The 21,378-nt window shown below is 48.0% G+C and carries 15 protein-coding genes; 8 read left to right on the plus strand and 7 right to left on the minus strand.

What is annotated here, in order from left to right:
* The first annotated feature begins 88 nt into the window (after positions 1-88).
* The 5 genes from TSUB_RS16750 to TSUB_RS16770 all read left to right on the plus strand — a co-directional run bounded on the left by TSUB_RS16750 (position 89) and on the right by TSUB_RS16770 (position 8,418).
* Positions 89-2,236 (plus strand): heparinase II/III domain-containing protein, encoded by a 2,148-nt coding sequence (locus tag TSUB_RS16750; protein ID WP_087021024.1) that lies wholly within the window; start codon positions 89-91, stop codon positions 2,234-2,236.
* Complete coding sequence (locus TSUB_RS16755; protein WP_087021027.1) at positions 2,236-4,389, plus strand: heparinase II/III domain-containing protein; 2,154 nt, start codon at positions 2,236-2,238, stop codon at positions 4,387-4,389. Before TSUB_RS16750 ends, TSUB_RS16755 begins: the two co-directional genes overlap by 1 nt.
* 77 nt (positions 4,390-4,466) lie before the next feature.
* A complete protein-coding gene (locus TSUB_RS16760; RefSeq protein WP_087021030.1) occupies positions 4,467-5,102 on the plus strand; it encodes an HAD family hydrolase in 636 nt (211 codons plus the stop codon).
* 78 nt (positions 5,103-5,180) lie between these two features.
* Positions 5,181-6,653 (plus strand): sulfatase family protein, encoded by a 1,473-nt coding sequence (locus TSUB_RS16765; protein ID WP_087021032.1) that lies wholly within the window; start codon positions 5,181-5,183, stop codon positions 6,651-6,653.
* A 136-nt stretch (positions 6,654-6,789) separates the two neighbouring features.
* On the plus strand, positions 6,790-8,418 hold the full coding sequence (locus tag TSUB_RS16770; RefSeq protein ID WP_087021035.1) for a response regulator: 1,629 nt from the start codon (positions 6,790-6,792) through the stop codon (positions 8,416-8,418).
* A gap of 2 nt (positions 8,419-8,420) precedes the next feature.
* Here the strand turns inward: TSUB_RS16770 and TSUB_RS16775 are convergent, their stop codons facing one another.
* Both TSUB_RS16775 and TSUB_RS16780 read right to left on the minus strand, forming a co-directional pair.
* Positions 8,421-9,260: an AraC family transcriptional regulator gene (locus TSUB_RS16775; protein WP_087021038.1), complete on the minus strand. Its 840-nt coding sequence runs from the start codon at positions 9,258-9,260 to the stop codon at positions 8,421-8,423.
* Positions 9,257-9,868, minus strand: a complete 612-nt coding sequence (locus TSUB_RS16780) for a LysE family translocator (protein ID WP_087021041.1) — start codon at positions 9,866-9,868, stop codon at positions 9,257-9,259. Before TSUB_RS16780 ends, TSUB_RS16775 begins: the two co-directional genes overlap by 4 nt.
* Before the next feature lie 613 nt (positions 9,869-10,481).
* Here TSUB_RS16780 and TSUB_RS16785 point away from each other — a divergent pair.
* Positions 10,482-11,618 (plus strand): permease, encoded by a 1,137-nt coding sequence (locus TSUB_RS16785; protein ID WP_087021043.1) that lies wholly within the window; start codon positions 10,482-10,484, stop codon positions 11,616-11,618.
* Positions 11,615-12,295 (plus strand): type 1 glutamine amidotransferase, encoded by a 681-nt coding sequence (locus TSUB_RS16790; RefSeq protein ID WP_087021047.1) that lies wholly within the window; start codon positions 11,615-11,617, stop codon positions 12,293-12,295. The genes TSUB_RS16785 and TSUB_RS16790 overlap by 4 nt, the downstream gene beginning before the upstream one ends.
* A gap of 299 nt (positions 12,296-12,594) precedes the next feature.
* Here TSUB_RS16790 and TSUB_RS16795 read toward each other — a convergent pair whose 3' ends face one another.
* Positions 12,595-12,804, minus strand: a complete 210-nt coding sequence (locus TSUB_RS16795) for a hypothetical protein (protein ID WP_087021050.1) — start codon at positions 12,802-12,804, stop codon at positions 12,595-12,597.
* Positions 12,805-12,874: 70 nt separating this feature from the next.
* Here TSUB_RS16795 and TSUB_RS16800 point away from each other — a divergent pair, with 70 nt between their 5' ends.
* Positions 12,875-13,555 (plus strand): glutamine amidotransferase-related protein, encoded by a 681-nt coding sequence (locus tag TSUB_RS16800; protein ID WP_087021053.1) that lies wholly within the window; start codon positions 12,875-12,877, stop codon positions 13,553-13,555.
* Positions 13,556-13,606: 51 nt separating this feature from the next.
* On the opposite strand, the gene ileS is transcribed toward TSUB_RS16800, so the two are convergent.
* The 4 genes from ileS to TSUB_RS16820 all read right to left on the minus strand — a co-directional run bounded on the left by ileS (position 13,607) and on the right by TSUB_RS16820 (position 21,181).
* Positions 13,607-16,738, minus strand: coding sequence for an isoleucine--tRNA ligase (ileS, locus tag TSUB_RS16805; protein WP_087021056.1), 3,132 nt, complete (start codon positions 16,736-16,738; stop codon positions 13,607-13,609).
* Between the two features lie 303 nt (positions 16,739-17,041).
* Positions 17,042-18,757 (minus strand): LruC domain-containing protein, encoded by a 1,716-nt coding sequence (locus TSUB_RS16810; RefSeq protein WP_087021060.1) that lies wholly within the window; start codon positions 18,755-18,757, stop codon positions 17,042-17,044.
* A gap of 10 nt (positions 18,758-18,767) precedes the next feature.
* On the minus strand, positions 18,768-19,313 hold the full coding sequence (locus tag TSUB_RS16815) for a hypothetical protein (RefSeq protein ID WP_087021063.1): 546 nt from the start codon (positions 19,311-19,313) through the stop codon (positions 18,768-18,770).
* A 434-nt stretch (positions 19,314-19,747) separates the two neighbouring features.
* Complete coding sequence (locus tag TSUB_RS16820) at positions 19,748-21,181, minus strand: glyceraldehyde-3-phosphate dehydrogenase (RefSeq protein ID WP_087021066.1); 1,434 nt, start codon at positions 21,179-21,181, stop codon at positions 19,748-19,750.
* Between the last annotated feature and the right edge of the window lie 197 nt (positions 21,182-21,378).

Consider the following 21,378-nt stretch of genomic DNA (forward strand, 5'->3'; position numbering starts at 1 on the left):
TTTGTTTAAATAGAGGTGATCGAAATGTGTTTTTGTATTATTTTATAGCTTAACGAATTTCTGTTTATCTATCACTTCAGAGGTATTGATGTCGACGACGCCCCAGCCGGTACTTTTTACTCCAGAAGAAATTGTTCAACTGCAACAAGAAGTGAGCCGCAGTTCATTGATGGGTAACACTATCGATGCGTATCGCAAAGACGTTGATGCATTTATGCTATTGCCTCTAGATGTACCGGGTCATGGTGAAGCGGGCGGATATGAACACAATCGCCATAAGCAGAATTACACCTTCATGAACATGGCGGGTCGTCTATTTCTCGTGACACAAGAAGAGAAATACGCCCAGTTCGTTAAAGACCTTCTTGCTCTCTATGCTGAGAAGTACCTCACGTTCGATTTTCATGTGCAGAAGAACACCAATCCCACAGGTCGCCTTTTCCATCAAATTCTCAATGAACACTGTTGGTTAATGTTCACTAGCCTTGCCTACTCATGCGTGGCTTCGACCATGACAGAGACAGAGCGTGCGGCGGTGATCGAAGGTATTTTCGAACCAATGCTGGAGATGTTTACCGTTAAATATGGCCATGATTTTGATCGTATTCATAACCACGGTATCTGGGCTGTTGCTGCTGTGGGCATTTGTGGTTTAGTGGTCGGGAAACGCGAATACCTTGAAATGGCTGTTTATGGCATGGAGAACAATGGCACGGGGGGCTTCCTCGCGCAGATCTCTCAACTGTTTGCGCCATCCGGCTACTATATGGAAGGCCCTTATTATCATCGCTATGCGATTCGCCCTTTGTGTGTCTTTGCGGAAGTGATTCATCGTCACATGCCGGAAATTGACATCTATCACTACAAAGATCAGGTGATTGGTAATACGGTGCAGGCTTTATTGGCCACCGCCTATCCAAATGGTGAGTTTCCTGCACTGAATGATGCATCTCGCACTATGGGAATTACGGATATGGGCGTGCAAGTCGCGGTTAGCCTGTATGCCAAGCACTACACGCTGGATGACAACATCTTAGGTATGGCAAAAATCCAAGAGGGCGTTTGGCTCAGCGGTTGCGGTGCAGCGCTTTCAGCCGCTTATGAACAAGCATCAGATACGCGTGAAATTGATGCGCCATTTTGGCCAAGTGTTGAGCTGAATGAAGGTCCACAGGGTGATCGAGGCGCACAAGGCTTTTTACGTATGAAAAGCCGCGATAACGATATTTGCCAACTCGTGATGAACTATGGTCAGCACGGGATGGATCATGGTCACTTTGATACACTTGGCATCGCTTTCTTTAGTCGCGGCCAAGAAGTGCTACGTGAATACGGCTTTGGCCGTTGGGTCAACGTTGAGCCTAAATTTGGGGGGCGCTACCTGCCTGAGAACAAGAGCTATGCGCGCCAAACGATTGCGCACAATGGCGTCACCATTGATGAAGGGTGTCAAAACGGCTTCAGCATAGAGCAAGCCGATGCTAAACATGGTATACCGCATTTCTTCATGGGGAATGATGAACATCTCCAAGCGATGAGTGCTTTTGCGAATGATCATTACCCTCATGCAAAAATGCAGCGCACGGTCGCATTGATCAATCATGACACCCTTTCTCACCCAGTATTGCTTGACGTTTACCGTATTCAAAGTGATGCTGAGCGTCAGTATGATTACTCTCATCAATATATGGGTCAGATTATTCGTACTAATTTCGACTACACCTCGCATCCAACCTTGAATACGCTGGGTAATGAAAACGGCTACCAACACGTGTGGGAAATAGCACGCGCTGACGTGTCTGGCACCACGCTCTTGAGCTGGGTGCAAAATAACAGCTACTACAGCTGGCTGGGGACGGCCGATAGTGAGAGTCAGTCTCTGATTTTTACCCGTACCGGGGCGAATGATCCACAGTTTAACTTACGCAGCGAACCTGGTTTTATGCTGCGCTCGAAAGGCCGCAATCATGTGTTTGCATCCGTGCTGGAAACACATGGCTATTTTAATGAAGCGATTGAAGCATCAACCGATGCGCGCGGTCAGTTTGAACATATTTCCGTGATTGGTCACAACGCGATGGGTACGGTTGTGTCATTGAAAGGTCAAGACGTTGAATTGACCGTCATGATCAGCAACCGTCCTGATGTCACCGATGCGACCGAACACAAGATTGAATTTAATAACACAACTTATAGCTGGAAAGGATTTCTTGCTGTGCAGCAGGAGAACAAATAATGACAGATTATCAGCCTTTATTGATGACCATGGACGAAGCCGCAGCGCTTCGTGAAGATTTGGGTAAAGAGACGCTAATGGGCAAAGCCCTCGCGCGTGATATTGCAAAAGTGCAAGACTATATCGCCACTGTGGGCATTGAAGTGCCGGGGCACGGTGAAGCGGGGGGGTATGAGCACAACCGCCATAAGCAAAACTACATCCACATGGACATCGCTGGCCGCTTGTTCTTGATCACTGAAGAGGCGCAATACCGTGATTATATTCGTGATCTACTGGTGGCGTACGCAGAAGTCTATCCATCGCTAGAGTTGAACATCAGCCGTGATACCAACCACCCAGGTCGTTTGTTCCACCAAACACTGAACGAAAATATGTGGATGCTGTACTCTTCTTGTGCGTATAGCTGCATTCACCACACGCTGTCTGCTGATGAACGTACTTTGATCGAAAACGATCTGTTCCGCATCATGGTTGAGATGTTCGTTGATACTTACGCGCACGATTTCGATATCATCCACAACCACGGTCTATGGGCTGTGGCGGCAGTAGGTATCTGTGGTTACGCTATTCAATGCCAAGACACGGTAGGCAAAGCGCTATATGGCCTTAAAGGTGATAGCGTGAGCGGCGGCTTCCTAGCTCAGCTTTCTCAGTTGTTCTCGCCAGATGGCTACTACATGGAAGGCCCATACTATCACCGTTTCTCACTGCGTCCGATTCATCTGTTTGCCGAAGTAATTGAGCGCCGTCAGCCAGAAGTGGGTATTTTTGCCCACAAAGACGGCGTGATTCAAACTACCACCTATGCAGTAATGTCGACGGCGTTCCCTGACGGCACATTACCCGCACTGAACGACTCTTCCAAAACCATGGACATCAATGACGAAGGTATCCTGATCGGGACGAGCGTCTGCTTTGAGCGTTACGAGGAAGATGCGAACCTACTTGCAATGGCAAATCACCAACAAGATGTTTGGGTGCACATTGCTGGTAAGAAACTGTCTGATGCGGTTGCAGCGACAGAGAGCATCCCAGCTTTTGATTGGGGTAGCCTCTATGTGACTGATGGTCCTGAAGGGGATAAAGGTGGCCTGACAATTCTGCGTCATCGCGATGCGAATGAAGAAGACACCATGGCACTACTTTGGTTTGGTCAGCATGGTAGTGATCACCAGTATCACTCTGCATTGGATCATGGTCATTACGATGGCTTGCACCTCAGTATCTTTAACCGTGGCCAAGAAGTAACGCAAGACTACGGCTTCGGTCGTTGGGTCAACATCGAGCCTAAGTTTGGTGGTCGTTACATTCCAGAAAACAAGAGCTACTGTAAGCAGACTATTGCGCACAACACCGTAGTCGTTGATAAGAAGACTCAAAACAACTTTGATACTGCCACCGCAGAGTCGAAGTGGGGTGAGTTGCACTTCTTTAATAAAGATAACAAAGCGTTGCAGTCAATGAGCGGCATTATTCGCGGCTACTACGACGGTGTTGATATGCAACGTACCGTGCTAGTTGCTGAGCTTGAAGGCATTGCGCGCCCAGTGGTTGTTGATCTGTTCCGTTTGATTTCTGAAGAGACGCATAGCTACGACTATCCGGTGCACCACATTGGTCAATTGATCCGAACCGACTTTGATTACCAAGCGAACAACACACTTGCCCCTATGGGTGAAGACAATGGTTATCAGCACTTATGGCAAGTTGCGCAAGGTGAAGTAGAAGGCAGCACGCTTGTTAGCTGGCTGCACGGTGAAAGCTACTACTCCATGGTGAGTAGCGCACCTGCAGGCAGTGAAGTTATCTTTGCGCGCTTGGGTGCGAATGATCCAGATTTCAATCTACGCAGTGAGCCAGCATTTGTACTGCGTCAGCAAGGCAAGACGCATTTATTCGCGAACGTACTTGAGACGCACGGTTACTTTAACGAAGCGATTGAAGCCTCTACGGAAGCACGTGGCTTGATTGAGCGTGTAGAAGTTGTGGGTATGAATGACACAGCTTCAGTCGTACGTCTGCATCGCACTGACGGTAAGGTCCACACGCTGGGTGTATCTAACCAAACTGGCGGCGCGCAAGATGGCGAGCACAACGTAAGCTTTAACGGCGAAACGTTCTCTTGGACGGGTAACGTTGCAATGCTTTAAGTGATTGCTTTGTTCGAAGAAGCCGGGTTGCGTACCCGGCTTTTTTAATGCTTGGGTTTGAATGAAGGTAACTGACGATGACAGCAAAAAAATACTACGGATATCTGTTTAACATGGATGGGGCGGTGGTTGATTCAGAGCCATTGACGGGACAAGCGCTTGCGATGGCCTGTGCCGATTTTGGCGCGCCACTCAATAGCGATTTGTATAAAGCAGTGATGGGGCAGTCTTGGCAAGATGTGTTGATTCACTTTTTTATAGAAGGTGCTATTTCTCCTAATCTCAATGCATTTAACGAAAAATTCCAGTCACACTACCAATCTCTGATGATGTCAAAAGCGCAGTTGATTCCCGGGGTACAGTCTTTCCTCGTGCAGCTTCGTGAGCAAGGGAAAAAGTGTGCGATTGTCAGTTCTGGTTCTCGCGGAATGGTTGAGCAAGTATTGGATCGTTTTTCTTTACGCGATCACTTTAATGTGGTTGTCAGCAAAGAAAGCGTTAATTTGTCCAAACCCGATCCGATGCCCTATCAGGTTGCGCTAGCGAAATTGCGCGTTGATGCCAGTCGAAGTTTAGCGTTTGAAGACTCAAGGGACGGTATTTCAGCGGCTAAGCGGGCGGGATGTAAAGTGATTGCGGTGCAGCATGACTATAATGGCGGTAACGATATGTCACTTGCTAAGCGTGCCATTCGGAGTTATTCAGACATTTAATAAAATACCATTTCTATTTTATCGGTTTAATGTTTTGTATAATAGGGGTGTATGTTTTCTTTATTCAATGGAGAGTGAATGAATAACAAGTCGCAACGCCCTAATTTGCTGTATGTTTTTCCGGACCAATTTCGTTTAGCTTCACTTGGCTTGTGGCAACAATCTGATTTCGAATCTTACCATCAAGGTCAGTCAGATCCTGTTTTTACCCCTCATTTAAATCGCTTTGCTGAGCAAGCGACTATCCTCACTCGTGCGGTGAGTAATTGCCCGGTATGCAGTCCACACCGAGGCAGTCTGATGACCGCCAATTTCCCCAATAAAAGTGGCGTGCCGCTCAACTGCCACTCAGAGAGAGTATGCAGTGATTTGCCTGCGGATGAACACTGTTTTACCGATGTGCTTTCCGAGCAAGGCTATCACATTGGTTATATTGGCAAATGGCATTTGGATTTGCCGACCAAGAACGACCCTGTGAAACCGGGTGAGTTCGTTGATCATCGTCGTCCTGCTTGGGATTCCTACACGGAACCAAGTCGACGCCACGGTATTGATTATTGGTATGGCTATGGCACCTTTGATGTCCACAACGCGCCACATTACTACGATGCGCAAGGTCGCCGACATGAACCGCAGCAGTGGTCAGCAGAGCATGAAGCCGACAAAGCGATCGCCTATATCGAGAACAACCATGATGAGCGTGATGCAGATAAGCCGTTTGCACTGTTTGTTTCGATGAATCCGCCGCATTCACCGTATTGGTCTGAAGCCGATTGTCGAAAAGAGGATGTCGCTAAATATGCCCACTTAGATGACGATGCGCTACTCGTTAGAGACAACGCCGATCGTCAGCTCGCAAAAGCAGAGGCGGCGAGATACTACTTTGCCAATGTCAGCGGCGTCGATACGGAATTTGGTCGTATTGTCGAAGCATTGAAAGCGAGCGGAGAGTGGGATAACACGCTGGTTGTCTTCACATCCGATCATGGTGAAACCTTGTGTAGCCAAGGGATTGAAGATGCAAAAAATGTGATTTTTCACGAGGCTTACGCGGTGCCGTTTTTGTGTAAGCTGCCCAATCAACACACCCATGCCATTAATGCTACCCCGTTGAATAGCGCGGATATTATGCCAACGGTGCTAGGTGCCTTGGGGCTTTCTGACGCAATGCCCCGTGGTCGTCATGGCCGAGATGTCCAACTTGCTGATCCGTTATCGATGCAAACAACACCAGAAGGAACACTCTATCTGCGTAATCTTGATGGAGAACTCAATCAACAAGGTCAGGTGATAGGGTATTTTGCGCAGAGTCGCGGGATTCGAACAGCGCAACACACACTCGCGATTGAAATCGATCAACACGGTGAGTTGCAAGAGATCCTGTTCTTTGACGATAGTCTTGATCCCTATCAGCAACGAAACTTACCCTTCGATCCAACTCATGCACCGGAAGCGCATTTGCTTTTGTTGTTGGCAAAGGAGTTGGAACGCATTGATGATCCTTGGCATCAATTACAGATTCTGCCGCAGTTGTTCCCTGATATACGTTGAGGTGTAAATCTAAGTAGTCTTAAATGGCTTTTAAATCAGTCACGTCGTTACGACTTCCTCGTCTCTCACGGTCAATGTTGACTACACTTATTGTGAGCATGAATGCATAGCAAATCACAATAACGGAAGCAGTAGAATGACGGATATGGCGACTCTCGATACGATGCCTGACTGGTTTGGCCGCTCGGTACTGGTGGTGGATGATGTGCGTACTGAGGGCATCTTGGTCAAGTCGATGCTGACCAAGGTCGCAGTTTGCGATGTGATTCATGTGACGGATCCTTACGAAGCCATTGTGCGTTGTTCTGAAAACCCCTTTGACATACTGCTCTTGGATTATCACCTCAATTCTTCTCTTAATGGCGCACAGTTGCTTCACGTCTTGAGAGAGCGAGAACTGATTTCCCCCAAGGCAACCATTGTCTTTTCTTCTTGTGATGATGATGAAGCGGTGCAGGTGACCTGTATGGATATGGGCGCCGATTATTTTTTACCCAAGCCTTACTCGGTTGATCTGTTCAAGCAAGCCATGGATGTCGCTTGGAAGCGAAGTCAGTGTCGAGGTTTAGTCTATCGCTGTTTAAATCGTTTAGACGTCGAGGACGCCATGTCGATCTGTGAGGAGCACTTATTGAGCTCAGACTGGGATGAAGGGCTGTTGCGTCTCTATATCGATATTTTGATCGAGTATAAAGATGAGCAAGACGTTCTGTTCACACTTGAAGAGTTAGCTAAAAGTATTGATAGCCATCAACTGGACATTGCGAAGGCACGCATATTGGCGCAGCAAGGAGAGATCGAGGAGGCGTTAGATCTTGGATTGAGCGTGTTGGGCAATAACCCCAATGTCATTGAAGCTTATGATTTACTGATTGATCTGCTTACAGAACAAGAGAAATGGGAAGAAGCGCAGTTTCATTGCCACAGTGCGTTGCGATTGACACCGGTTTCATCGCAACGCGCCCTGCAATTAGCGGAAGCCGCACTGCACACCAAAGATGTCGATGAGTTTGTTTATGCTGGGCATATGCTGTCTCAACACCTGCCGATAGTGACCAAGCAGTGCATAGATCTCTATTGCCAATACCTTGATCGTGTTGTGCGCTTCTATGATGACGCCGACGATCTTATCCAGAAACAACTGCTTCATGATGTTGATGTGACTTATCAACGGGCAAAGAACCGAGTGAGACCTTCACAACACTACAAGATTGACTTCCTTTATCACGTCTTTGTTGTTGCTTTAACCGTTCATGATTCCGACGATTTTGATGCCAAGCAGCAACTGTACACGACGATGCCGAGTGACTGGCGTGCCTTAAAAAAGATTCCAACCAATGTGCTCGTTAACCTGATTAAACCCTTGCTGCTTTTCGGCGATTTAGAGCTGGCAACCTATGTACTGCGGATGATCAAAGAGGTGGATTACAGCCCGGCATGTAAAGAGCGGATCAGCTATCTGCAAGGCCAGACCCAATTTTGGGGCCGAGTGAAAATGCTGCGGATTGATCTGGGACGTCTTGATGCATTGAAGAAAACGGATCTGCGCCAAGCTGATGAGCATATCGATACGATGTTAGAGCAGTATCCGATCTCGACGGACTTAAACTTGCAGTTCATCGATATCAAAATACGGCTGAGTGACTTTGAAAGTCCAAAGTTGAAGTCGAGTGTGCGTTTTATCGAAAGCGCTTCTTCGCTTAGCGCCAATCAACAGAAACTGAAGGCGGTGTTACTCGAGAAGTACTTTGCCTATTTTTATTGAGGTCATTGAGTATAAAAGGCTATTTGATACTGCTTCGGCGTGATAGCAAGGCGCTTTTTGAAATGGCGCTGAAAGTGAGCTTGGTCTGAAAAACCGAGATTGGCGGCAGTGTCTGTTAACGACAGGCCTGATTTTAATAGCTGTTTAGCGCGTTTAATCCGCTCATCCAGTTGCATCGCGTGAGGGGAAACCCCGTATTGTTGATTGAAGGCTTTGATCAGCCCATATCGACTCATCCCTGCCTCGTCAGATAAGGCCTCCAACGATAAGTTAAGATGGATTTGATCGAGCATCTGCTCACGAACACGTTCGAGTTTTCGGCGCGGTTTGGGTTGCAAACCTAGCTGCTCTGGAGGACAAAAATAGGGCTGCATCGTGGTGATAAGCAGGGTTTCGGTCACCAGAGGGTTGGGCTCCTGCTGCAGAGCACCGTATAGGTGATGAAAGCGATCGTAGCAGGGCAAGTCACGCTCAAATGGGGCTCGGAATGGGTGCCAATCCTCCGCACTGGTTCCGCGATAGTGCTTTATCTCTTCACGCCACTCTTGTTGACGCCGACTTAGCCACTGGGTATCGACGAACAACATTCGGTATGACCATTTACCCGTATTGGGGTTACACGCATGGACGTCACCTGGGTTTATGGTGACGGTATCGCGGATCTGTATGGCATGGCGACGCTTCAAATTCTGGTAGGTCGCGCTACCGTGATCGATAACGCCAAATGAAAACTCGTCGTGAGAGTGCGCATGATAGCAAGCGGCGGACTGATTGGCCTGTCGCATCTCAACAAATGGCAGGGAAGGACAGAGCATTAAGGATGCGGTCGGGTCTTGCTTCATATCAAGGTATCTCCTCCAAGCCACATACTCGCGACAGCAGCGACTAACAGACTGCTCATCATTAGATTAAAGCCCATTTGTCGACGCGGTGTGGATAGCCAAGAACGAATAAAACTGCCTGCGATTGCCCAAAGTGAAATGCCAACAAGACAGAGAACTAATGAGATTAGCGTAAATAAGCCAACTTGTAACCATTGGGAAGGCTGTTCAATCACATACAGGCTAATCCCAGCAGAAGCGACTATCCAAGCTTTGGGGTTAAGGAGTTGCATCAACGCGCCTTGTATCCAGTGTGGTGCCGGTGCTGATTGGTGGGCTGTGACTTCGTTAGCGGTGGTAGCTATCTTTAACGCTACGTAGAGTAAAAACAGGCTACCAAGGGGCTTCAATAAGCTGACGACGTTAGGAAGCCAGCTTTCAAGCAACATCATCGCTACCCCACAGCTCAACACTACCGCCGCATAGGCAACACTTGCACCTATGATGTGTGGCAAGGTACGAACAAAGCCATAGTGTGCGCCCGTTGCGGTGGCGACGATGTTAACAGGGCCGGGTGTTGCTGCGCCAACAAGTACAAAGGCCATCATAGAAAGATAAAGCGTGTTCATGATTCATGTCTATTTAGTGAGTTTGTTATCAGAGTAGTGGCGCTGTTGACAGAAGTATTGAACGAAATTGGCCTTGTAGTGCAGATTTGCTCTTGAGCCATGACGTCGTATAAGTACCTTTAGGTATACTGAGCGCGGTAAGGGCAGCCTTTTATGTGAGTTTTGATGCGTTAAAAGTATGAAATTTTAAATATTTATCCAACCAAGTTCACAACTGGACAATGGGCCAGTGTTCTTTACTGAAGCGTTCAGGCACACTGCATACATTGGTGAGTAAAATATAACCAGCTAGGTTATATCACTTTGACTCGAAAGGACTTCCTTTTGTTGCCTTCAACAGCCGCGGTTAAGTTGTACGCGGTCCCTTTTGATGTTGCTTACTATCCCTCACAAGCAGTACCTCGCTGAGCAGTTTAGAAACCTCGTTGAACACGTCATTTGATACCGCTAGAGGAAGATGTTTGTTTCTCTACTCTCACCACGATTTTGTGATCGTGTTCTCTAATGCCCTACTTTTACGCTGTATTTTCTCGTTTTAAAAATACGCATACTTGCATGATTGTGCAAGTATGCGTATTTTGTAGTTCGGTTATCACATTTAATTGGATGAATAATGGAAACGAGCGAATTGTCGAGTTGGGAAATTGCCCTAAACGAGTTTATTTATGTGGGGGGCGCGTTGTTCCTCATTATTGCCTTTGTTGCGCTACTAACAGGGGTTGTGAAAGAGTATGTGCCGCAGGGTAAGCTACAAAAGAAGTTAGCCAAACATGAAAAACACGGACCGTTAGTTGGCTCTTTGTTAGGCACACTGACACCGTTTTGTAGTGCGTCAATGGTGCCTGTTGTTATGAGCATGGTGTCGATGGGGGCTTCAATTGGTACCATTTTTGGATTCTTGATCTCTGCACCTTTGTGTAATTTCGTCGTTGTTGGCGTCATCTTTACCGTATTTGGCTTTAAAGTTGCCGCTATTTATCTGCTTTTGACCTTGGGAGGCGCCATGCTCTCGGGTTACTTGATTGGCTTATCGCCATTGCGTCATACCGGCGTGAAGCGTGAGCTTTTTAACGGAGAAACGCCGAGTGCAGGGAGTTGCGAAGAGCCAAGTACTCAAGCAACACAAACATGTGGCGAAACGCCAGTGACCTCGAAGGGTTGTGCCGAGCCAGTTGCAAGCTCTTGCGACGCGCCGATCGCCGCTCACTGTGAAACCGCCGTCACTATGACACCTGCGGTGAATAGTTGTGATATGGCGTTCGCTGCTGCGAATGAGGTGGCGACTGAAGCACCGAGTTGTGGTGCCGCGCCCGTTACGTGTGGTGGGAAAGCAACAAACTCACGTATGCAAAATGCGCTTGGCTTTGCCTTCGCCTTGTTTAAGAAAATTATGCCGTACGTGCTTGTTGGTGCCTTCATCAGCGCCTTGTCAGCGGCATTCTTACCCGCAGAATTGGTTGAAAAGTATGTCGGTGGCGATAACTGGTTTGCGATTCCGATTGCTGCTGTGATTGGTATTCCCCTGTATCTGCGTATTGAGATGGCGATACCTTTGTTGCAAGTGTTGATTTCTAAAGGGATGGGCATGGGAGCGGCAATGGCGGTATTGATTGGTGGTACCGGGGCAAGCTTGCCTGAGATTGCGATTATCTCTTCCATTCTGCGCCCGAAAGCGGTGGTTGCTTTTGTGGTGTCAGTGGTGGTGATAGCGATTACCGGTGGTGTTGTCTTTTCAGTGGTTGGGCTATGAAAAAAATTGGCATTATTTTGGGGGGCGATGTCCCCTCTGTACTCACCGATAAACATGGCGATTATGCGTCGATGTTGATTGAGAAAACCGAAATACATCGGCAGGCACAATGCGTTACCTATGATGCAACACTCGGCGAGCTACCCCAGGATCTCTCCAGTTACGATGCCTTTCTGATTGGTGGGAGTCCCTCTGGCGTGAACGATGGTTTGAGCTGGGTTGAAGGATTGGCAGAATTTGTGCGCCGCGCGCAACGTGAAATGAAGCGAGTGGCGGGGATCTGTTTTGGACATCAAGTAATTCACTATGCCCTTGGGGGCAAGGTCGCCCGAAATGCCCATGGCTGGCTTCTTGGTAACTACACGACGCAACATCTCGATAGTGGGGAGTCGCTTGCGTTGATTGCCATGCATCAAGACCAAGTGATTGAAGCGGCGGAAGGCTTTGAAGTCTATGCTAGTGCCGACTGTTGCCCTAACTACTGTACTGGCTATGGCGATCAGTTTTTGACTGTTCAAGGTCATCCAGAGTTTTCGGCGGCGTTCTTTGATGACTTTTTAGATGTTCGAAAAGGACGATTTAATCCGGATCTGTTTAACCGTGCGAAAGCGAGTATCCACATGAGCAACGATGCTCGTGAAGTACTGGCTAAAATGCGGGCCTTTCTATTGTCGTAGTCGCTTCTGGGTAACGGCATTGTACAAATACGTCAGTTGGCAAATGTGATGGTCAAGCACGATGTTGTTACCCGCTTTTCGGCCGTTGTTTATTACAACGATGAAGCTGGGTGTTAAATTATTTGCCTTTTATATTAACTGTTTACTGCAAAGATTCGCCTAAGTGTAAGCAATGATGAATCACGTTTTCCGATGCAGGTTGTGGGGACGTTTGGTCATGACAGGTGTGGGGAGTGATTGGCAGGCATAACACCATGCCGACGCATTCATAATACGTTACGTTTCGTACTCGCCTTAAATTATGAAATCAGTTGAAATGCCAATGTCATCTGCGGCGTATTCTCTGCAGTATGGTTTGAAAATGAACCGAGGATGCGAGTAAGCAACATGTTTACCGCGCATTGCCTACTCTGGTATTCACCAGAGTCGATTTTAGCTTCCCAAGGAATAGGAAAAGGACTGATGCCGAGAGTATTCGGTAGTATCAGCTGATGTCGCTTTCCTTTCATCCCGATTGCCTTTCAATGTCGCAGCCTTGCGGTGCAACGGTCACCGTACTCTACTTGCTGTGGTTTAGAGATGAAAAAAATTGGCATTATATTAGGTGGCGACTTGCCATCCTCCCTTGTCGCAAAGCATGGTGATTACGCCTCTATCTTAAAAGAGACAATGCGTATTGACCAACACGCGGAATGTATCACTTGGCATGCCGACAGAGGTGAATTGCCTGACGATATCACTGGCTATGACAGTTTTTTAATTGCAGGGCATCCTACGAGCGTCAATGAGGGCGAAGGTTGGATAGAAGGCTTAGCTGAATTTGTCCGCCGCGCTCAACATGAGATGAAACGTGTCGCGGGGATCTGTTTCGGTCATCACCTTGTTCACTATGCGTTAGGGGGTAAAGTCGAGCCGAATGACCAAGGTTGGCTAATGGGAAATTATGCGGCAGCGTTACCAACGAGTGGCCGTCCCCTGTCACTGATTTCTGCTTATAAAGAACAAGTCAGTGAAGCGGCGGAAGGGTTTAAGGTCATCGCAGGTGCAGATTGGTGTCCGAACTACTTTACTGGCCGTGGCGATCAGTTTCTCACTGTGCAGGGACACCCTGAATTTTCCAATGATTTCTTTCATGATTACTTGCAGACGCGCCAAGATCGATTCTCTGCCGAGTTGCTAAATGCGGCAAAAAACAGCACCCGTTTTCGCAATGATGCGAGCTTGGTGCTGGCATTAATGAATGCATTTTTACTGGCATGACACCAGCATGAGAGAAGTGGAGATGCACCTTACGGCGCATCTCGATAGCACTTAGGCTTTAGTGATTTGAATGGCAATATTGCCAAATTCAAGCTGGTAGTCTTCTCCTGCTTGGTCTGAGAGGTCAAAGTCGAGCGCAACGGCGAGTGTTTCGTTCATCAAGTAGTCTTGATGAGCGGCGATCCACCCTTGTACGGTTTCTGATGTTCGCACTGATAGTGTAATTTTATCGGTGATGCCAAAATCGAGTGATTTACGTTGCTTTTGGATGCGGCTGATCACTTCACGCACCATTCCCTCAGCAATCAAGGTTTCTGTTAACTCTGGATCGAACTCCATCGAAATGTAGCGGTTCGATACCGCATTGACTCCCTCTTTGGCTTTCCGATAAATGGCAATTTCATCGCTTCCGAAAGTTTCCCCATCAAGGGTTATCGTGCCTTGGTTTTGGAGTTGGTCGATTTGGTCAGCGTTTAAGTTCGCAATCAAGTTAGCGAAGTGTTTCATCTGTTTGCCCAAGCGCTTTCCGAGTATTGGGAAGTTCGCCTTGGCATAGAGGTCGATAAACTGGTTTTCCTCGGTACTGAACGACAGCGCTTTAATATTGAGCTCAGATTCGATGTAGTTTGATAGCTGTTTAACATCATCCAACACCGCGGCATCTCGATGGAGGATGGTCGCACGGCTGAGTGGTGTTTTCAGTTTAATTTTCAGTTCGTTGCGTTGCTGGCGTCCCATCACAACTAAATGTTGGAAGCGCTGGACACTTTGCTCAAGGGATGGGCGCTTGCGCGCTTTACTCGGTTGAGGGTAGTCGCACAGATGGACGGACAGCGGCAGCGTCGTTTGATCTTGGAAGGCTTTGAGCGCTTGGTAAATATGCTCTGATAAGAAAGGTGCAAAGGGCGCCATCAAGGTCGAGAAGGTGTTCAAACAGTAGTAAAGCGTGGCGTAAGCTTGCGCCTTGTCGTCATTCATTTCGGTTTGCCAGAAACGCGAACGGTTAAGGCGAATGTACCAATTGGTAAGATCTTCCAAGAACTCGAACAGTGGCGGCACGACTTCATAGAGACGATAGGCTTGCATTTCTGCATTCACTTTCTCTTTCAAGCTCTCTAAGCGAGAGACGATCCATTGGTCGAGAATGTTGGTTTTACCCGTGTCTTCTGAGGCTTTCCAGCCATCGATATCAGCATAGGTTTTAAAGAACTTGAACCCGTTGTACCAAGGTAGCAGCACTTGGCGTACCATTTCTTGCACACCCGCATCGGCAAAGCGCTGTTCCTCCGCTTTGACTAACCCTGAATTGATGAGGTATAGGCGCAGCGCATCCGCACCGTATTGCTCCATGAGGCTATCGGGTGCGGTGTAGTTCTTGAGGCGCTTCGACATCTTTTTGCCGTCTTCGGCCATCACGATGCCGTTAACGATGACATTTTTGAATGCGGGCTTGCCAAACAAGCATTCACTCAGCACTTGCAGGGTGTAGAACCAGCCACGGGTTTGGTCAACGCCTTCAGCAATGAACGAGGCGGGGAAATTGGCTTCGAAGTGCGCCTTATTTTCAAAGGGGTAGTGTTGCTGCGCATAAGGCATCGCCCCTGATTCAAACCAGCAATCGAAGACTTCAGAGATGCGATGGTAAGTGCCTTCTTCGCCATCAAGCGAGAAAGTTAAATCATCAATATGGTCACGGTGCAGGTCGGTAACGGTTTCGCCCGTTAGCGAGGCGAGTTCTTCCATTGAGCCAATACAGTGGTGATTGCCAGTAACGTCATTAATCCAAATGGGTAAGGGGGTGCCCCAATAGCGGTTACGTGACACCGCCCAATCAATGGCGTTTTCTAGCCACTTACCCATACGGCCATCGCGAATATGCTCAGGTACCCACTGGATCTGTTGGTTGTTTTCTACCAACTTGTCGCGAATTGCCGTGACTTGCACATACCAAGAGGGGACGGTTCGATAGATGATGGGAGTGTCAGAGCGTGGGCAGAAAGGATAACTGTGCACTAAGGTTTCTTGGCGATAAAGTTGGCCATTCCCTTTCAATGTGGCGATGATCTGCCTATCCGCGTCTTTCACGTAGCACTCTGCGAAATCAGTCACTTGTGCTGTGAATCGGCCGCGACTGTCGAGTGGACAGACACTGACTGTGATACCGTGATCACGGCAAACACGTTGGTCATCTTCACCAAAAGCGGGCGCCATGTGAACGATACCCGTTCCGCTGTCGACAGAGACAAAGTTATCAGCAAGCACTTTAAATGCGCCATTTTCCTGCTGGTCAGCAAAGTAAGGGAACAGAGGCTGGTATGTGCGGCCAGCGAGATCTGCACCTTTTGCTTTCGCAAGCACTGCAACGTCATGACCTTTGGTGACATTCTCCAGTAGGGCTTCGGCAACCCAAACCGCTTTGCCGATCGTACTGTCTTGTACTTTGACGTAATCAATGCCTGCGTTGACACAAAGTGCGAGGTTAGAGGGCAGTGTCCATGGTGTGGTCGTCCATGCCGCTAGGTAGGCATCGTCATCAGCCAGTTTAAACAGGACAGTCACAGCAGGGTCTTGAACGTCTTTATAGTTTGAAGAAGCCTCAAAGTTCGAGAGGACGGTTTCAAGTTCGGTGGAGTAGGCAACCACTTTTTCCCCTTGATACACCAAGCCTTTGTCCCACAACTGTTTGAACACCCACCAGACAGATTCCATGTACCAAGGTTCCATGGTGCGGTAATCGTTGTCGAAGTCGACCCAGCGACCGATACGCGTGATGGTTTTCTCCCACTCTTGGGTATAGCGCTGTACGATGCCACGGCATTCATTGTTGTATTTAGCGATACCAAACTTCTCAACGGCTTCTTTGGCCGACATGCCGAGGCTTTTATCGATCTCATGTTCGATCGGTAAGCCATGACAGTCCCAACCGAAACGGCGCTCGACATGATGCCCCAGCATGGTTTGGTAGCGGGGCACAATGTCTTTAATGGTGGAGGCGACAAGGTGGCCGTGATGCGGTAGGCCCGTTGCAAAAGGAGGCCCATCATAGAAGACAAACTCGGGTTTGCCTTTTGACTGTGCCAGCGATTGCTGGAAGATTTGATGGTCTTGCCAAAATTGCAGGACATCGTGTTCTGCATTGACAAAGGAGAAACTGCTGGATGTCTGTTGTTGATCTGTTGCCATACCTGCCTCTGAGTTGTGTCCTAAGAGGCCAGTTATGAAAAACCCGCCTCTTAGGCGGGTTCAATGTGTTCGTTGCGCAAACATTCCCACCATTTCCTATGAAATGATGATAATAATTCGGTGAAGGATTGCATGCGTATTCATAAAAGTAGGATTGCATTAACTTTAACCACTGTCAATGTCCAAATGCGAGAGATTCGCAAACAAAGGTATCGACTTAAATATTTGTTGAGGGCGAGAATGGTGTCCAACGAGCACGAGTTAATCTCTACGTGCTCGCTGAACTCTTGATAACGTAACCGATTAGTTACTTGACCAGTGTTTACCGTTTTCGGCGTTTAAGTACCATGTCTGCGATGCCAACCCGGCCGACTCTGCCCACGTTTTTAAGCTTGGGTATGCGGCTAGCACGTCGACGCGCTCATAAGGGTGCAGCCATTCTTCAGCAATGTTTAACCCCCAAGGCAGATTGCCGACGGTAGAGTAATAGCGTCCGGCATCAATGTTGGAGTTGTCGTCTGCACTGCCAAACAGCGCTGAATTCGCTTTTTGGGTCGGTAAATGGTTCGGTAAGTGTATTTCAATACCCCGCTGAAAGGTGTTAAAAATGAAAGGGTTGTATGGTGCTGAGCCGAGTAGATTTGAGGCGACGGGGGTGTTAAAAACCAACGTCGCTTGAATCGATACGGGCAAACGCGCATCGCCAGTCTCGGTATTGTAAAAGGTAAACTGCTCATCGCTGCGCAGGTATTCATTCGCGTTGTCCATCAACACAGCGACTATGGCGTTATCATGCCCTTCCTCAATGAAGCCTGACTGGGGCTCGCCCTCGATGAAGAGTGAACTAGTAGAGAGGTTGCTTTGTGTAGTGTTAGGAAAACTAATTGCGAAGCTATTGGCCTTTATTGCCCCTCTGGCGATCACGTCACCTTCGAATTGGATTTCGACAATATCGTTGTTGGCGTTTGCTATTTGGGTGAAAGCATAGTGGATCACAAAGTCATTGAGATCATAATCGCCTTTACTTGGCCAGGTGTCTTCAAAAGCCAAAGTGTAGAAACCATTTGTTGGTGTTCGAGTTGAGAAAGCTCTATTAGGGTCCAGTGGAAATGCATCTAAGCTATCTTCAACGCCGTCACCATCACTATCCCCAATGCGATGCCACGTAATATAAGTTGGTGAGCTTATTAAGCCATTGCTGTCTACAGCAACGACTTCGACCTGCCATTTTTCACCGAGAGCGGTATTGGCAGCAGGTAGGATTGCGGTTGTATTTTCTGGCTTTCCTGCAAATTCATCATCGACATAAAAGCCTTGTCCGACATCGACAAACCAGCGATAACGATAGGTCACGCTATCGCCATCCGGATCTGATGGGTTAGGCCCTATGACAGTGACGGAGAGATCTTCATCAACGCTCACCATGCCGTTAGGCACCGCTGAGAGGAGAGGTGCTGCTGGTGGTTCATTCTCGATAATGGAGTAAGTGAGGGTGAGTTCACTGTAATCTAAAGTGGTCGCCCATGTCCGTTGTGTGTGGTTCATGTCGATATCGAGAGCCACATTAATTAAACCATCGTCAGTGACCGAACTGATGGGTAAGGTAAAACTGGTTTCACTCCACGTGGCGTGTTGACCTTGGAGTAGGCCGGGAGAGAGGGCGGTGCCATCGACGCTGATGCCATCATATTCGCCATTGGTCCCATGGAAAGGTTCAGAATCTACGTCCCAGCCTCGAATGAAGAGCGTCGCTTCAATGAATTGCACGTTGGGAACCGCAAAGCCAGCAAAGCTATGTTGCCAAGTATAGTCTTCGTCGAACCAAGAATATTGATCGAAACCATAGCCATTGGGGGCAGTATAATGCGGTGGTGTACTGGCGGCACTAATGCGTTGTGTGTAAGTGAAGGTACCATCACCATTGTCGACGGTTGATTCACTCGTTGGTGCTGTGATGGCGGAGCCAGAGAAGATCACGGTGAAGGCAAGGGGCGCGATGTGATTGCGAGATAAAACCATGATGAACTCCTCAGTCGAAAGCGACAGCAATGGGACAGGGTATTTCAGTGAGCGTGGCGATATCGTTTTGCTCGATCTGTATCTCACAAGCTATATCTTGAATTTGTACTCTAAAGGTGAGGCTGCTTAGGCTACTCGGTATGAGTAAATTGGGAGTGAACTGCCCAAACTGGTCACTTCTTACTGTGCCGATGAGCAATGGTGTTTGTCCTTCGCTTTGTACTGAATAAACTTGCACGATGTGATGACCTGCCAGAAAGGCATTTTCACCTTGAGCTTGAGTGATGCTGCTGGTGAGTTGCAGTGGGCGGTTGATACTTTCGGTCGTTTCCCAGTTGAAATCATTACTCACTACGAGTGAGCTAAACGTGTCTTTGACTGCTGGCGCAGGCGCTGGTGCGGGAGAGCTCCCTTCTGATGCGCCGCCCCCACCTCCGCAGCCTGCAATGATGAAGGTGAGTAATGTTGTTGCAAGCGGGTACTTCATGAATGAGAAACCCGTTTTTCTTGGCTGCCCTGTTGAGTTCGCTACTTGCTGGTAAAGTCTTCGGCACATGATCGTTCCTTTCTCATCGTTATGCAATACGTTACCCACCTCAATCAATTTCCGTGCCGATCAATTGGCACAGCAGCGAAGGCTATTAACGCTTTGTCTATTCGTCGCCTTCATGACTACTTCTTGATTGGCCCACGAGACCTTCAAAGCAGTGCCTGGTTGACACGTTTTGTTACTCGCGCTGAATAATTATCTTGAGGTAGCGAGGGATAAATAGGGAAGTGAGAAGTAGAATAGCGTGAGTCAAAATTTGCATTTTGAAAGTGCTTTTACTCTATTTTCTCAATGTGGCTTTTTAATCTAGGCAAGAACATCATAGATAGACAGGCAAAAAAACCGCCTCATAGAGGCGGTAAGATCGGGATGCATATCGTTATTATGTTGTGGAGAGTTAATTACATGTTGTGGAGAGTTAACTACGTTTTCTATGGCATTTAGGCTGGGGGATAAACAGGGTATTTGACCCCTAACATCTGCTCCATGCAGTGCAGTACTTGGCAGCTATAACCAAACTCGTTGTCATACCAGATATAGAGGACACAACGGTTGTCTTGGGCAATCGTCGCGGTCCCATCGACCACGCCCGCATGACGTGAGCCAACGATATCACTTGAGACCAACTCTGTGGATTCGGTGTAATCCACTTGCCCTGACATTGAGGAGTGAAGGGCGATGTCGCGAAGATATCTATTCAATGTCTCTTTATCGACGCTGGCATTGAGGTTGAGGTTTGCAACTGCCATCGACACATTCGGTGTTGGTACACGAATCGCATTCCCAGTTAACTTGCCCGCGAGCTCAGGTAAGGCTTTGGAAACGGCTTTCGCGGCACCTGTTGACGTTAACACCATATTGAGCGATGCCGAGCGGCCGCGACGATCGCCAGAGTGAAAGTTATCAATCAGGTTTTGGTCGTTAGTAAAGGAGTGTACGGTTTCAATATGGCCTGAGTGAATGCCATATTTATCGTTGAGGGCCTTCAATACGGGGGTAATCGCATTGGTGGTACAGCTTGCTGCGGAGATAATGGTGTCATCTTCGTTGATCACGGCGTCATTAACACCGAAAACGACGTTTTTAATATCCCCTTTACCTGGTGCAGTGAGTAAGACTTTTTCAGCCCCGTTGGCAGCGAGGTGGCGGCCTAGCCCTTCGCTGTCACGCCAAACGCCAGTGTTATCGACGATCAGCGCATTGTTGATACCGTAGGCTGGGTAATCAACCTGATCTGGCTGGTTGGCATAGATAATTTGGATGAAGTTACCGTTAGCAATGATCGCTTTTTGCTCGTGATCGACGATGATACTGCCGTTGAAAGGACCGTGTACCGAATCACGTCGGAGCAAACTGGCTCGTTTCTCCAAGTCGGTCTCTTTGCCGCGCACCACTATGGCACGAAGACGTAGCGGGTAATTGGGGCCACTTTTTTCGACCAACAAGCGCGCCAATAGGCGACCGATTCGACCAAAGCCGTAGAGGACGACGTCGCGCGGTTCAACATTGACATCCGCATTGTGAAGAGAGGCGTTGAGAACCGTTTGCAGGTAGTCAGAGAGGTTGTCAGCGTTATCGTATTTTTCCCAATACGCTTGAGCCAAACGACCAATATCGATGCAACAACGTGAAAGGGGGAACTGATGCAGTTGCTCGATAATTTGCAGGGTTTTCTCGGTATCGATGGGCGTGTCGCTGTAACGACGGGCAATACGATGCGCTTTTAAAATATCAATGGTAGACGCATTGATAAGTGATTTTCCGAACATTCGGATCTCAACGCCTTTTAAGCGGTAAAGCTGTGCAATAAGAGGAATAGCAATTTCAGTGTGGCTCTGACTGGTTTGCCAGTCGAGTTGATGTTGTTGATTCATCCTTTTTAAAACCTTTCACGTTAAGAGTAGGGCTGACAGGCTGTTGTGAGTTAGCGCTTTGCATTTTCACAGCACGGCATTGCAGGTTGCCGAATCGTTGTAGTTATTCTGTTATCGTCCTTGAGAACGTATTGTTGTTATCATTTTTGTTGTTTTTATGTGGCGGAAATGTATCACCGCTTTTCTTTTTGCGTGAG

The sequence above is a fragment of the Thaumasiovibrio subtropicus genome, from assembly GCF_019703835.1.
Lineage (GTDB): Bacteria > Pseudomonadota > Gammaproteobacteria > Enterobacterales > Vibrionaceae > Thaumasiovibrio > Thaumasiovibrio subtropicus.